At 47.5% G+C, this 15,699-nt stretch carries 9 protein-coding genes; 7 read left to right on the top strand and 2 right to left on the bottom strand.

The window, feature by feature from the left end; translation table 11 throughout:
* Positions 1-208 precede the first annotated feature (208 nt).
* Together H3001_RS13810 and H3001_RS13805 are read left to right on the top strand one after the other, a co-directional pair.
* Positions 209-643 carry a flavodoxin family protein gene (locus tag H3001_RS13810; RefSeq protein WP_178244711.1) on the top strand — a complete coding sequence of 145 codons (435 nt, stop codon included), beginning with the start codon at positions 209-211 and terminating at the stop codon, positions 641-643.
* A gap of 186 nt (positions 644-829) precedes the next feature.
* On the top strand, positions 830-2,023 hold the full coding sequence (locus tag H3001_RS13805) for an esterase (RefSeq protein WP_181215237.1): 1,194 nt from the start codon (positions 830-832) through the stop codon (positions 2,021-2,023).
* Positions 2,024-2,447: 424 nt separating this feature from the next.
* Here H3001_RS13805 and H3001_RS13800 read toward each other — a convergent pair whose 3' ends face one another.
* Positions 2,448-3,329, bottom strand: coding sequence for a helix-turn-helix domain-containing protein (locus tag H3001_RS13800; RefSeq protein WP_178244709.1), 882 nt, complete (start codon positions 3,327-3,329; stop codon positions 2,448-2,450).
* Between the two features lie 303 nt (positions 3,330-3,632).
* Here H3001_RS13800 and H3001_RS13795 point away from each other — a divergent pair, with 303 nt between their 5' ends.
* From H3001_RS13795 to H3001_RS13775, 5 genes are all read left to right on the top strand, one after another.
* Positions 3,633-4,742: an efflux RND transporter periplasmic adaptor subunit gene (locus H3001_RS13795; RefSeq protein WP_181215236.1), complete on the top strand. Its 1,110-nt coding sequence runs from the start codon at positions 3,633-3,635 to the stop codon at positions 4,740-4,742.
* Positions 4,743-4,870: 128 nt separating this feature from the next.
* Positions 4,871-7,825 carry an efflux RND transporter permease subunit gene (locus H3001_RS13790; RefSeq protein WP_181215235.1) on the top strand — a complete coding sequence of 985 codons (2,955 nt, stop codon included), beginning with the start codon at positions 4,871-4,873 and terminating at the stop codon, positions 7,823-7,825.
* 69 nt (positions 7,826-7,894) lie between these two features.
* The gene (locus H3001_RS13785) at positions 7,895-9,193 is read left to right on the top strand and encodes a TolC family protein (protein ID WP_181215234.1); all 1,299 of its coding nucleotides are present in this window, start codon (positions 7,895-7,897) and stop codon (positions 9,191-9,193) included.
* Positions 9,194-9,809: 616 nt separating this feature from the next.
* Positions 9,810-12,980: a SusC/RagA family TonB-linked outer membrane protein gene (locus H3001_RS13780; protein ID WP_178244705.1), complete on the top strand. Its 3,171-nt coding sequence runs from the start codon at positions 9,810-9,812 to the stop codon at positions 12,978-12,980.
* Positions 12,981-12,999: 19 nt separating this feature from the next.
* Positions 13,000-14,685 (top strand): RagB/SusD family nutrient uptake outer membrane protein, encoded by a 1,686-nt coding sequence (locus H3001_RS13775; protein WP_181215233.1) that lies wholly within the window; start codon positions 13,000-13,002, stop codon positions 14,683-14,685.
* A gap of 72 nt (positions 14,686-14,757) precedes the next feature.
* Here the strand turns inward: H3001_RS13775 and H3001_RS13770 are convergent, their stop codons facing one another.
* Positions 14,758-15,633, bottom strand: coding sequence for an AraC family transcriptional regulator (locus tag H3001_RS13770; RefSeq protein WP_181215232.1), 876 nt, complete (start codon positions 15,631-15,633; stop codon positions 14,758-14,760).
* Positions 15,634-15,699: the final 66 nt, after the last annotated feature.

The raw sequence follows: 15,699 nt of genomic DNA, 5'->3' as shown, positions 1-15,699 counted from the left end.
CAAAGAACGATTCAGATGCCATAAATTCGGTTTCGAAGATATGGTGATTCTTATTGCTTGTGGATTACACAACTTCAGAATCAGCCACAAAATGAGTCATATAACAAATTAATCTATATAATGTCTATTGTTTTTTTAGTTTATATGAAAGTTTTACTCATAAACGGAAGCCGAAGAAAGAACAGTAATACATAAAATATCAAGACAGTTGGAGAAACATGGTATTGAATCTGAAATTGTATGGATCGGGGTAAAAGCTGTACAAGGTTGTATCACCTGTTACCAATGTGTATCCAAGGGACAATGTGCATTCAACGATGCCTTATATCAGACAGTAAGAGAAAGACTTAAAGAGTCTGATGCCCTTATCGTTGGCTCACCTACCTATTACGGAGGTCCTAATGGTTCTTTATGCACTTTGCTCGACAGATTGTTTTTTTCCTGCAAACAGGATCTCGTGAATAAAGTCTGGTCATCTGTTGCCGTATGCCGCCGCGGAGGAGCAAGCACCACATTCCATAGAGATTTCGAATTTCTGTCAGTTTCTACAACACCCCAACAAATTGAAGAATGCAGCGTAAAAGACCTGGAGAGTTTTACAGACCGATGTATTTTTATCTTTAACAATCAAATTTCCAGCTAAAGCCATCTGTCGTACAATAAATCTTTGTAACTTTAAACTTCGAGAGCATCGTACAAATCATTTTAATATCAAAATTGAGTACTACAGCCTCAGCACTATTTTTGTTATATTGCTAATAATCAAGAAAATATTAGTTATTATATCGAACTCACATAAACGAATACAACAAGAAACATTTAAAGCACTATGAAAAAAGTAAATCTTTTATTATCGGCCTTGTTTATCAGCCTGGCCAGTTTTGCCCAGGAATCATTATGGGGAGGACAAGATATCGTTTCTCCCGAAATACACCCCGACAATACAGTGACTTTCCGGTTTCATGCTCCGAAAGCCATTCAAGTGAAGGTAACAGGCGACTTTCTGCCTACCTCAAAAATAGATACTCCTTTCGGCAAGGCGGATGCACCGGGAGAGGTTCTGCTGAAAGAGGGGAAAAACGGTGTCTGGGAATATACCACTCCTAATCCATTGCCTTCCGAACTTTACAATTATTCGTTTATCGTAGACGGCCTGAAGGTAACCGACCCCAACAATGTGTATGTAAGCCGTGACGTGGCCTCGGTGTTCAATATCTTCATCGTCAAGGGAGAGCCGGGAGACTTGTACAGTGTAAACAAGGTTCCTCACGGTACCGTGACCAAACGCTGGTACCACAGTAAAGCCTTGGGATATGACCGCCGGTTGACCGTCTATACTCCTGCAGGCTATGAAGACAGCAACAAACGTTATCCCGTACTGTACCTGCTTCATGGAATGGGCGGTGACGAGGGAGCATGGACTACCTTGGGGAGAACCGCACAGATCATGGATAATCTTATCGCACAAGGGAAAGCAGAACCGATGATTGTGGTCATGCCTAACGGCAATGTGGACCAGGAAGCCGCACCGGGAGAATCTTCATTGGGAATGTATAAGCCTACCATGAATCTCCCCAGGACAATGGAAGGAACGATGGAAACCACTTTCCCGGAAATCATGAACTTCATTGAAAAGAACTACCGGGTAGAAAAGAAAAAGTCAAGCCGTGCGATAGCTGGTCTCTCCATGGGAGGCTATCATTCGCTCCATATCTCCAAAGCCTACCCGGACAAGTTCGACTATGTGGGACTTTTCTCGGCTGCAATACTTCCCGACAAGGGCAAAGACGCTGAGATTTACAAGAACATGGAAGAAAAACTGGCCAAACAGTTTGATAATGCTCCCAAACTTTACTGGATTGCTATCGGCAAGACTGACTTTCTGTACGATGCCAATGTGGAATACCGGAAATTACTCGACAAGCATCATTATAAATATGTATACAGGGAAAGCGACGGCGGACATATCTGGCGCAACTGGCGAATATATCTGTCCGAGTTTGCTACTATGATTTTCAAATAAGAGGACGGTCCGCTACTAACTTTTAATACAAGAGCCCAATCATCGTATATCAATGCATTACAATGATTGGGCTCTTATTTATTTTTGTCCGAAGGAATCAGAAAATTCAATTAAGGAATATCCTCTGAAAAGCGTTCTTTCCATTTTTTCCCGCACCTGCAGACATAAGTGGAAAAACTTCCGTTAATTGGTGCAGGCAACCTGTTTCATAAAATCCTTTCCGCCGTGAATTTATTAATCAACGGCTCGGATTAATAAATCCGCGATGGAAATCCAATGAACCGCACTGCAGATTCTTTTTTCTTTCAGTGAACGTCCTCTTTCGGACGGTTGCCGTTTCACAAATTTTCCTTTACGGACTCAATTATCCAGGATATCATTCACAGACAGACCGGAAAGTCATGTTAAACGCACTGCCGGTCTGCTATACTACTGCAGCTGTCTTGATAATATTCTCGCGAAACTCTTTGGGAGAAACTCCGAAATTCCTCTTCACATACTTTCCGAAAAACGACAGATTGGCAAAGTTCAATTCATTGGCTATCTCCTTAATACTCTTATTCGGACATTTCAGCAAGTATTCGATGTCACGCTTCACATATTGCGTAATCACCTCCGAAGCCGTTTTCCCACACGTTTCCTTGGAAACTGAAGAAAGGTATTTCGGCGTTACGAAAAGTTTATCCGCATAATAGGCCACCGAACGTTCCTTGGGATAGGAATGCGACAGCAGGTCGATAAAGGAAGAGAAAAGATTGTCCGCCGAATTGTATCTGGGAGGGTTTATCTTGATATGCTTTTTCATCGAATCATGAAATTCATACATAAAAGCAATCAGAAGAGCATCGGTCAGTTCCTTCAGGTGCTCATGCGGCTCCGATTCCAGCTTCGATTTAATCAGGTCGTAATACTGCAAAAACAGCTTGCACTCATTATCATCCAGTGAAAGAATCGGGTTATCCTCCAGAAACCGTCTCACGTTCCAGTTATTGGCTGAGATCACAAACATCTGCTGAATGTAATCGGGTGACAGACAAAAGCCACAGCAATTAAAGTACATGTCTACCATGCTGTGTTCCACAATCATCTCCGGATGACATATCAGTACGTTGTGCCGGGCCAAAGTATACATTTTATTGTTTATACTCAGTGAGGCCTTCCCCTCCAGGCACAACATCACAATATACCACTCAGCCTTTACAAGAGAAGAACTGAATTTCTTCACCTCGCTTATCTGATTGAACAAGATCATCCTGTCATCTCTATAAGCAATATTCTTGTCTTCAATGTATCTCTCTATTTCCATACGTATCCTTTTTTTGGTATTCCGTTAGAGCAAATCTTTCCGTCTGCAAATGAAACAAATCTTTTCCGATTCGTAATAGTCTGTATTACTGCGTTTGTGTTCCGTTTTTCCGATTTTGAAAACGGCTGGAAAAACAGGACACTTCTGCGGAATTTTGTATGCCCGTCTTATTCATCGTTACTCGTTTCTTTGCACGAAAAATCAACGGGCCGGCTCCTCTCCCCGACGAACAGGCATTGAGCGTACGGGAAAAAGAGCAGGCACTGACTGAAAAAATAAATCAATCATATAATATAAACCATTATGAACTACAGACAATTATTTATCCCAGCAGCGTTTTTATTTCTTCTTGCAAGCTGCGGCAGGTCGGAACAAGGTGCACAGGAACTTCTTCCGGTAAAAGTCAGGACAGAAAAGATCATGCCTTCCGGAGCCAATGCCACTTCCTTTTATTCGGGAACCGTGGAAGAAGAGAACACCTCCGCACTGAGTTTCTCCGTGATGGGAACGGTAAAGACTGTCAATGCCAGTATCGGGATGCCTGTAAGAAAAGGACAACTGCTGGCTACGGTGGATGAAACGGCCATCAGAAGCTCGTACAATGCAGCCAAGGCTTCATTGGCGCAGGCAGAAGATGCGTACGAACGAATGAAGAAAGTATACGATAAAGGAAGTTTGCCCGAAATCAAATGGATTGAAATCCAGAGCAAGCTCCAGCAGGCACGTTCCATGGAAGAAATGGCGCGCAAGAATCTTTCGGACTGCAAGTTGTATGCGCCTTTCTCCGGTGTGGTTTCAGGAAAAGAGATCGAGATAGGACAGAATGTAACGCCGGGAGTCCCGGTGATTCATATCGTCAGCGGGAAAAATGCGAATGTGAAGATTTCAGTCCCCGAAAACGAAATCTACAAGGTACACAAAGGACAGAAGGCTCTCATCATCGTTCCTACACTGGACAATCTGACCCTGTCGGGGGAAGTGGCCGAGAAAGGCGTTCAGGCCAATCCGCTGTCACGCTCGTATGAAGTCAAACTGAGAATCCGCTCACTGGCAGATGCCACGGAGCAGCCTTCCCCTACCCCGGCCTCATCCCAGGCGGAAGACACATCGGCAAGCAGCCGTCCATCGGCCGGATACGGACTCAATGACGTCATGCCGGGAATGATTACCGAAGTGGCACTGACGGGACCGGACGACAGGCAACAGGTGATGGTACCTGCGGACATTCTTCAGCTCGATGAATGCAATCAGTATTTTGTCTGGCTCAAGAAAGACAACAAAGCGGTAAAACAGACCGTACAGTGCGGTGAGTTTACCGCCAAAGGTGTGGTGATCCTGTCCGGAATCCACATCGGAGACGAGATAATCACCCAGGGACAGCAAAAAGTATGCGAAGGTACTCCGGTATGCTGAAACACCGGCTGCCGGCACCTGCCGTGACGGCAACACTGCGACCAACAAACAAATAATTTTTTCATCATTTTTATGCCCGGATCCGGTACCCTCCGGATACCGGAACCAGGCAAAATATACCCACAAAGATGAACACCCAAAAACGTAATATAGTAGAATGGGCCATGCACTATCGCCAGATTATCATACTGGTTACCTGCTGCCTTGTTGCATTCGGCATCTACAGCCTGCCGCAAATGCAGAAAAATGAATTTCCCGATTTCACCATCCGTCAGGGTATCGTGATTGCCGCTGCACCGGGAACTCCATCCGACGAGATGGTGGAACAGGTCACGAAACCTCTGGAGGATTACATCTTCACTTTCAAGGAGGTGAAAAAGGAAAAGACATTCTCCACCACGCGCGACGGAATGGTATTCATACAAGTCGAACTGATTGACGAGCTTACCAACAAGGACGAATTCTGGAGCAAGTTCAAACACGGAGTAGCCGGCTTCAAGTCGCAGCTTCCCTCCAATGTAGTGGCCGTACAGGTCATGGATGATTTTGGAGATACCTCTGCCCTGCTCATCGCCATGGAGAGTAAGGACAAGACCTACCGTGAATTGTCCGACTATATGGACGATTTCAAGGAACGGCTCCGACGGATCAGCAGCGTGGGACGTCTGACCGTTTCCGGGGAAAGAAGCGAGCAGATATCCGTATATCTTGACTCCGAACGTCTTTCGCGCTACGGACTTAACGAGCAGGTCATTGCGGGACAGTTGTTCTCAAAGGGATTTGTGACGACCGGAGGCAGAATACAGACTCCGGAATACGTGCTTCCGATTCATGTGGAGAAATCGTATAACACGGTGTACGACGTACAGCAGCAGATAGTCTATTCCGATCCGTCGGGCAATGTAGTCCGTCTGAAAGACATCGCTACCGTGGTCAAAGAGTACCCTCATGCCGACAGTTATATCAAGAACAACGGAACGAAGTGCATCTTGCTGAGCGTGGAAATGAAGAAAGGCAAAAACATCGTCCAGATGGGAGAAGAAGTAAATGCTGTCATCAAGGAGTTCAAGTCGGAGCTCCCCTCTGAAGTCGGCATGAATCTTGTAACCAATCAGGCACAGGTAGTAGCCGGCAGTGTGGACAACTTCCTGCACGAACTGCTGATTGCCATCGTGGCGGTAGTGGTGGTGGTCATGCTGTTGCTGCCCGTAAAGGTAGCTCTGGTAGCCGCCTCCACCATCCCGATTACCATCTTCATCTCTCTGGGACTGTTCTATGCCTTCGGCATCGAACTCAACACGGTGACCCTGGCGGCCCTGATTGTCACCCTCGGAATGATTGTCGACAATTCCATTGTCATCATAGACAGTTACCTTGAAAAGATTGGCGAAGGGATGTCGCGCTGGCACGCCTCCATATACAGTGCCACACATTTCTTCAAATCCATATTTTCGGCTACACTCGCCATCAGCATCACGTTCTTCCCGTTCCTGATTGTGATACCAGGTATGATTCACGACTTCCTGCTGAGCTTCCCGTGGGCCATATCGCTGATACTGGGTATCTCACTGCTGGTAGCCATGCTTCTGGTACCGTTCATGCAGTTCTGGTTTATCCGCCAGCCCATCCCGGAGGAAAAGAAAGGATTCTCATTCATGGATGTCCTGCAGCGTTTCTACAACAAGGTGCTTGACGCCTGCTTTGCTCATCCGTATGTCACGATGGGAGCCGGTCTGGCTTCGGTAGTCATCGGTATCTTCCTGATGGGCAAGCTCCCGCAGAAACTCATGCCGGTAGCCGACCGCGACCAGTTTGCCATCGAAATCTATCTGCCTACGGGCACGGCCGTCGAGAAAACCGCCGTCGTGGCCGACAGCATGGAAAGTATCCTGAAGAAAGACCCCCGTGTGGTTTCCGTAACCTCTTTCATCGGCTGTTCTTCTCCCCGCTTTCATACGGCCTATGCCCCACAGTTGGGCGGCACCAATTATTCCCAGCTGATTGTCAATACCCTTGGCAATGCAGAGACGGTGGAACTGCTCGATGAATATGCCCCCAAATACACGGATGCCTTCCCGGGAGCCAGAGTCAGATTCAAGCAGATCAGTTTCAGTCAGGCGGTTTATCCCATCGAACTGCGTCTCAGCGGAAACAACCTGGACAGTCTGAAGCAGGCAGCCTCGGCTTACTTGCAGCTGTTGCGCAGTCTGCCCGAAACCGAACTGGCTCAAACGAATTTCAGTGAACCGCAGACGGCTGCCAAGGTTGTCCTGAAAGAGGATGAGGCTTCACGTCTCGGCATCAACAATGTGCAGCTGGAGACGACCCTGGCTATGCGTTACGGAAACGGCATTCCCGTAGCCACTGTCTGGGAAGGAGACTACAGCATCCCTGTGACAATCAAATCGGAGAAATCGGACCAGGCGGCGTATTCGGACTTGCAGGATGAACTGATTCCGGCATCGGCGGGACTGGCTCACGTTCCTCTTCGCCAGATTGCGGACATCGTTCCCAGCGTGAAGGACGGACAGATTGTCCGGCGCAACGGGGTATATACTATCACTGTGATGTCGGACGTACGGCGGGGAGTGAACGTAACGGCCCTGACCTCCCGCCTGAAGGAGAAGCTGCAGGCAATTCCTCTTCCACAGGGAGTAACCCTTGCCTATGGAGGAGACGATGAACAGGACAATGGAGTGCTGATACAGGGAGTGGACTTCGGTATGACGTGTACACTGGGTATCATCAGTCTGATGGGAATCATCGTCCGCAACGGAATCATTATGATAGACTATGCAGAAGAATTGCGGAGTACCGAAAAACTGTGCGTGCGGGATGCCATCTATCACTCTGCCCGCCGGCGTATGCGTCCGATTTTCCTGACTTCTGCGGCTGCCTCCATGGGAGTAATTCCGATGATTATCGGAAAAAGCGGATTGTGGATGCCGATGGGAACGGTAATCTGCTACGGCACGCTCATTACCATGATCTTCCTCCTGACAGTGCTCCCGGTAGCCTATATGCTCATGTTCCGCGGCAGCACCCGGAAACGTGCCCGGATGGAGGCTCTGGAGAAAATGTAGCCGTTTTCTTCCTGTCCTTACAGAATAGGACACCAGTATTTAAAGTATAAAGTATAATGTTGCAACAGTATGATACACAAAAATAATTACAGAAACAGGATCTTGTTCCTGTCAATGATGTTTGCATGCGGACTGCCGTCTATGGGACAGCAGCAGACATTTACCCTCGACGAATGTATCGAATCGGCTTTGAGAAACAACGTCCGCATCAAGAATGCAGAAAATGAACTGAAGATGGCCGAACAGGACAAAAAGGAAGCCTTTACCAAATATTTCCCTAATATTTCTGAGGCCGGAAGCGGATTCATTGCCAATGAACCTCTGGTAGACATGCAGTTGTCTCCGGAAGCAAGGATGGCCATGCTCAAAGACGGAATGATAGGAGGCGTGTCGGCCGCATTGCCTCTGTTCACCGGCGGACAAATTGTAAACGGCAACAGACTGGCGAAAGTGGGAGTAGAAGTAAAGCAGATACAAAAGGCGATGACCCACGATGAGGTCATCCTTACCACGGAGAAATATTTCTGGCAGATTGTGACGCTCAAAGAAAAGATAAAGACATTATCGGTTGTCGAGAACCAGCTGAAAAGGATTTATGAGGATGTAAAAAGTGCCGAAGAAGCGGGTCTTGTCACCCGGAACGACCTGTTGCAGGTGCAGCTGAAACAGAATGAGACATACAGTGCCAGGATACAGGTAGAAAACGCATTGTCGGTATCCAAAAAACTGCTCGGACAATACACCGGACTGCCTTCGGACAGCCTGGATGTGGCCTTCGTAATCAGTGAGGAGCTACCCGAACGGCCCGATATCCTATTGTGCAATCACGAGGAAGCCATCGGAAGGACCCACGAATACCAAATGCTGCAACAGAATGTCCAGGCCAGCCGCCTGCAATACAAAATGTCCATCGGTAAAAACCTGCCGACGATTGCAATAGGCGGAGGATTCGTATACGACAATTTCCTGATGGGACAAGACCAGGCGTTCGGAGTCGGCTTCGCCACCCTGACGGTTCCTCTGTCGGGATGGTGGGGAGGAAGTCATTCCATCAAGAAACAAAAGCTTCAGGTGAGAATCGCCGAGAACCAGCTGGAAGACAACAAAGAGTTGCTTGCCATCGGCATGCAGAATGCCTGGAACGGACTCAACGATGCCTACAAACAGATAGAGGTCGCACACCTGTCCATCGAACAGTCGGCCGAAAACCTGAGGCTGAGTTCCGACTACTATTCGGCAGGAACATCCACGATGAATGAACTGCTCGATGCACAGACATTGTACCAGCAGAGCCGGGATAAATACGTAGAGGCTTTTACCAACTACGAACTCAAGAAACGGGAATACCTGCAGGCCACAGGAAGATGAGGTAAATCGGTCATTCAAGCCCACCGGAAGAGGGAGCGGGTCTTTTCGCGCGGACCCACCCTCGACCGACGGGCTTTTCATTTTTCAGGAACGCATGCACCGCATGTATCCCCTGCGGGCACTGAAACATCAGTTGCATATCCAATTGCATTTATTTACCTAAATACATAAGGTAAATTTCTTAATATCAGACATAAGCGGAATAAAAACCCGTCACAAATCACTACATTCCGGAAAGTATTCTTCCTAAAAGCACAGATAGCGGAACCTCTTCCAAAAATTCCGGTCTCTCACCCAAAGACAGTCACACAAACCGTTAGTCAGCAGCCATTTACACCCACACAAAAAGACATGACTTTTAAAAACCAAGCCCCAGTTAAGCAGAAAACAGTTATATATAAGAATACATTTCATTATATTTCAATAGAAGCAATCAATAAACTTAAAAATATTTAATTCAACAGTAGTTATAATAAAAATATTAACTATTGATTATTTTTTTCATACTTTTACGCCGAGATAAACACACAAAAAACAAACTATTTATTAATTGAACGTTATTGTACGAAACTGACAGACGTTTGTCATTAGCGTTCTTAACTTATTGTTCACATCTATGATAAACATCTCAAAAAAGGCTGGTACCCTGCTCCTACTGGGTGGCATGGTTTCGGGTACAGTCGCCGCTGCAACCGGAATCGGTTTCGGCAAGACCGGAGTGATGCAACAAAGCAGCTCATGTAAAGGTATTGTAAAAGATGCACTCGGAGAAACGATTATCGGTGCATCTGTAGTAGTGAAAGGAACCAACAACGGGACCATTACCGGAATGGATGGCGAATTTGAACTGCCCAATGTGGAAAAGGGCGCAATCATCCAGATTTCCTTTGTAGGCTATTCCACTCAGGAAGTAGTGTGGAAAGGGGAGCCGATCCGTATCACCATGAAAGAGGATACGAAAACCTTAAAAGAGGTAGTGGTTGTAGGTTATGCTACGGTAAAGAAGGAGAACCTTACAGGAGCGGTTTCTGCAGTAGACGACAAGGTGCTGGCAGACAGACCGATTGTCAACCTGGGACAGGGCTTGCAGGGAACGATACCGAACTTGAATGTCACCACCAGTTCGCAGCCCGGAAAAGGATCGAGCTTCAATGTCAGAGGGGCGACCTCTATCAACGGAGGGTCTCCGCTGGTACTGGTAGACGGAGTGGAAATGGACCCCAACCTGATTAACCCACAAGATGTGGCCAGTGTATCCGTACTGAAAGATGCTGCTTCGGCATCCATATACGGAGCAAGAGCCGCATACGGAGTTATCCTGATCACCACCAAAGGCGGTAAGAAGAACATGCCTACACAGATCTCACTGGATGCATCGGTCTCATTCAACAGTCCTACCACACGCCCCAGCTACATGAACTCCATGCAATATGCTACCTGGATGAATACCGCGGGCATGAACACCAAGGGAAAGAACATTTTCAGCCAGGAGGAAATGGAGCACATCGAAGCCTACTTCAATGATCCGGTAAACAACTCTCCGGTCTTCATCGCTACCGACCCCGACAGCTGGCAGTATCAGAACTGTCAGGCCGGAAAGTATGCGTATGTGGGAAACACCGACTGGATGAAGGAAATGTACAAAAAGAATTATCCGCTGCAGAAATACAATGTCAACATTAATGGCGGTGGAGAAAAGGCAACTTACTATACTTCTGTGGGATATACCGACCAGGGCTCACTGCTGAGATACGGCAATGAGGGATTCCGCAAGTTCAATGTCATGAATACCATCAGCTATGACATCAAGGACTGGTTGAACGTATCGGTGAAATCGAGCTTCATCAGGACGGAACTGGACGGAATCACTCAGGACAATGCTCATGGAGCCATGTGGATTGGAAGCGATACGCAGCCCCTTATGCCGGTGAAACATCCTGACGGACACTGGTCGGGACAGGGAAATTATACCAATTTCGCGGCTGTACTGGAAGAAGGGGGTAGCCGAAGAACGGTAAAGGATGACTTCTGGAATACCCTGGCTGTCAAGCTGAAGCCTTTTGACGGACTTACCATCAATATGGATTATACCTTCAATTATTACTCTGAACACAACAAGAATCATGTCCGCTCTTTCGATGAGTATGGAGCAGACGGCAAATTCCTGCAGACTTTCCAATGGACCAATCCCAACTCGGTATACGAGGGACAGAACAATGATACTTACAATGCATTCAACCTGTTCGGTGATTACGAAAAGACGCTGGGCAAGCATTATTTCAAGGTGATGCTGGGATTCAACCAGGAAACCAAGCACACCCGGTTTTTCTCGGCCAGCCGTGAGGAGCTCATCTCAAACAACTTGCCTTCAATGAGCAATGCCACAGGAGAAAAGTACGTTTCAAATGCAGATGACAGTTGGGCGACACGCAGTGGATTTTTCCGTGTCAATTATGCTTTTGCCGACAAGTATCTCCTGGAAGTAAACGGACGTTACGACTTGTCATCGAAATTTCCGAAGAACAACCGTTCTGTCTTCAGTCCTTCTTTCTCCTTGGGATGGAAACTCTCTGAAGAATCGTGGATAAAGAATCCTACCAACGGATTCTTCGACGAACTCAAGATAAGAGCGTCTTACGGTAGTCTTGCCAATCAGGCGCTCGACAATGGATGGTACTCTTATATCTCCAACTACGGTTCGGGAACAATGAACTATCTGCTGGGTGGTAAAAGGGAACAGTTTGTGCAGCCCGGTAAGCTGGTCAATCCGATCGTTACGTGGGAAAAGGTTACTCAGTGGGACCTGGGACTTGACTTTGCCATACTGGACAGCCGCCTGAAGGGAACATTCGACTATTACCAGCGTGCCACTACCGGTATGCTGAGTGCCGGCAAACTGTTGCCTAATATTCTGGGTATTGCAGAGCCGGAAGAAAATGCGGCCAATCTGGTTACCAGGGGTTGGGAACTTGCCCTTACCTGGAACGACCAGCTTGCGAATGGGTTGCATTACAGTGTAGGATTCAACCTGTCCGACTCGCGTGCGGAGATTACCAAATACGATAATCCTTCCAAATCTCTGTCGGCTCAATATTACGAAGGCATGATCTTAGGTGAAATCTGGGGATATGAATCCAGACTGTTCCAGAGTGCTGACGAAATCGCACAGGCTCCAGACCAGTCGAAGCTGGATGGCGCTATCGACAAAAAACCGGGAGACATCCAGTTCATTGACCTCAATCACGACGGCGTGGTAGACTATGGAAAGAATACCGTAGACGATTCTGGAGACAAGAAAATCATCGGTAATGAAAATGCCCGGTTCAGATATGGCTTCAATGTATCGGCCGACTGGAAAGGGTTCGATCTGGGTATTTTCTTCCAGGGAGTCGGCAAACGCGACCTGCGGCTGCCGGGATCGTTCACCTGGCAATATGGCAGCGAATGGCAGGTTCCGATGGCTGCTGCCAATGATTACTGGACAGAGAACAACAGAGGAGCCTGGTTGCCGGTGGCACGTTTCAACGGTAATACGGCCATCAATCAGGCACAGACCTTATATTTGCTGAACGCGGCTTACCTTCGCCTCAAATCTTTGTCCTTCGGATATACCCTTCCGGTCAAGCTGACGCAGAACTGGGGTATCCAGAAGTGCAGAATTTATTTCACGGGCGAAAATATCCTTACGCTTAAGCATACTCCGGAAGGATTTGATCCTGAGTTGAATAATCCTTACGATTATCCTCAGCAGAAATCATTCTCTGTAGGTATTAATGTTGTTTTTTAACTGTTTAAACTGATTACACATGAAACTTAAATATATTTTCTTTTTATCGGCTGCACTGTCATTGACAGGGTGCAATGATGGTTTTCTGGACAGAGGACCTCAAGATCTGAACGATAAGACTTTCTGGAATACTGTCAAGGACCTGGAAACGTATGCAAATGCTTTTTATGGCATATTGCCGGACGGGGTTACCAATCTGGGAGATGAGAACAGCGACAACCAGATTCCGTTCAAGCCCAACAGTTTTTTGTGGGGACAGTATACTGTTCCGGCAGAGGATGGAGAGTGGTCGAAGGATAATTGGAGAAACATACGCAACATCAATTATTTCATGACTCATTATCAGTCGGCTACGGGCAGTGAGAAGGAAATCAACCAATATGTGGCTGAGGTCAGGTTCTTCCGTGCACTGGAATATTTCAACAAGATAAAGACTTTCGGTGATGTGCCCTGGCTCGACAAGGATCTCGACGTAGACAGTGGAGAACTCTTCGGCAAAAAAATGCCCAGAAACCAGGTGGCGCAGAAAATCATAGAAGACTTGAAGTTTGCGATAGAGAATCTTCCGGAAAAGGGCAAGGAAGCTCCGAACCGGTTGAATGCCGACATTGCCAAGCATCTGTTGGGGCGAGTATGCCTCAACGAGGGAACGTATTACAAATATCATACGGAACTGGGATATGCGGGTGAGGCCGATGCATTGCTGAAAATGGCGGCGAGCATCACGGACGAACTGATCACCAAGGGTAATTACGAGATTTATTCTACCGGAAAGCCTGAGGAGGATTATTATAACCTCTTTATCATGGAAGACAAGAGCAAGCTCAAGGAGGCTGTCCTGTATATTGACTTTGAACCTAACCTGCGCTATCATAATGCCACCAGATGGCTCCGGAATGCGAAAAGCGGATGGTCCAAGGATTTTGCAGACTGTTTTCTTTACACGGATGGCAAACCGGCTTCGGCAACCAGCAAGGCGCACGAGCAGAATAAAAGCATGGCGGAAGAGGCCAAGGACCGTGACCCGCACTTCAAGCAGCTGATCCTGACCGAAGCACATCCGTATACGGTGACTGCCGACGGGAAAAATACCTACCTGAATGAAAAGACTTATGTGAGCAAGGATTGTCCTACCGGATATTGGGTAAGAAAGTATTTTAATCCGGATCCTTCACAGGATATTGAATCGAAGAGTACGTTCGACGGCATCGCTTACCGTTATGCGGAGACCTTGCTGATCAATGCAGAGGCTAAGGCGGAACTGGGAACCATCAAGCAGGAGGACCTGAACAATACAGTGAATAAACTGAGAGACCGCGTAGGAATGCCTCATCTGACATTACAGGTGGGCTTCGAGGATGCCAAATGGCCACAATGGGGATATAACCTGTCTCCGCTGCTTCAGGAGATACGGCGCGAACGGCGCATTGAGCTTGCCGGTGAGGGATTCCGCTTTGATGACCTGAAGAGATGGAAGGCCGGAAAACTGGTCAATAATGTACAGACGTATATCGGTAAATACGTACAGGGTAGCGACGGCAGTTGGAAACCGACCATCGTGTATGGCAATTATACGAACGATGACCTGTCGTACCAGGAAGGAAAGAGCCGTACCTGGAACGATAAAATGTATCTGTATCCTATTCCTTCGGGAGAACTGCAGCGCAATCCGGGACTGCTTCCCCAGAATCCGGGATGGGAATAAAATGACGGAGATGAGCTTTCATCCGGCATAACTGTACCGGTCGGTATACCGGTTTCATCAGCCAACTGGCCGCTAAGGCCGGTTGGCTGATTTTATTTTCGCCAGATAGGCTTTGGGGGCACATCCTTTATATTTCTTGAAAGTCCGGATAAAATGCGGCACATCATTGAAGCCCACTTCAAAACAGACATCAGCCACCGACGACCGGCTTTCCAGCAATCGGGAGATGGCCATCTCAATCCGGTACTGGTTCAGGAAAGTAAAAAAGGTCTGGCGGAAGCACTGACGAAAATAGACACAAAAACGGGTCTTGCTCATGCAGGCCATGTCGGCCACTTCCTCCAGGGTAATTCTGTGCATGTAGTTCTCCGTGATGTATTTGATGACCTTGCGTATCCGGTCTTCCTCCTCTGTGGCATCTGCCGCAAGCTGCCTGACCGCCACATGGGCCTCATCCGTCTTAGAGACACAGGACTCAATAATTTTCGCGAATGAGAACAGCCGCTCAGCACCCTGCTGCCCGCTGACAGAGAGTATCTGTTCACCGATGTCTGCAGCAATGTCCCCGTTCCAGGTAATGGCTGCAGTCATATGACGCAGGGCATTACAGGCTCTTTCCAATTCCTTGAAACCGGCCAGTTTCTCCAGCAGTGAGTTTTCAAAATGAAGGGTAGTGTTCGCTGTCAGGTTGCTTCCGTCCTTGTTGACGGGTGCAAACACCCAGCAGTGCGGCACCATGGGAGGCACGATGGTCACCGTTCCCGGAGCGAAAGTATCCAAGGCATCTCCCGTGACCACCGTCCCGCTTCCTTCCTGTATCAGCGTAATCTCCCATTCCGGATGCTGGTGCAGCGGCATGACATCGGTTACCGGAACCTGATACGAAGCACACCGGAAGGAAGTCTGCTCCTGAAAACTTACATATTCATAGGCTACTTTTCTTTTCATAGTTTTTGAAGTGAATGGAAATATCCGACAATATTACGAGAATTACGGGCAATTTAATGCTCAATA

Source organism: Phocaeicola faecicola (assembly GCF_013618865.1).
Lineage (GTDB): Bacteria > Bacteroidota > Bacteroidia > Bacteroidales > Bacteroidaceae > Phocaeicola > Phocaeicola faecicola.
The sequence above is the reverse complement of the archived record's forward strand: the minus strand, read 5'-3'. Positions and strand labels throughout refer to the sequence as shown.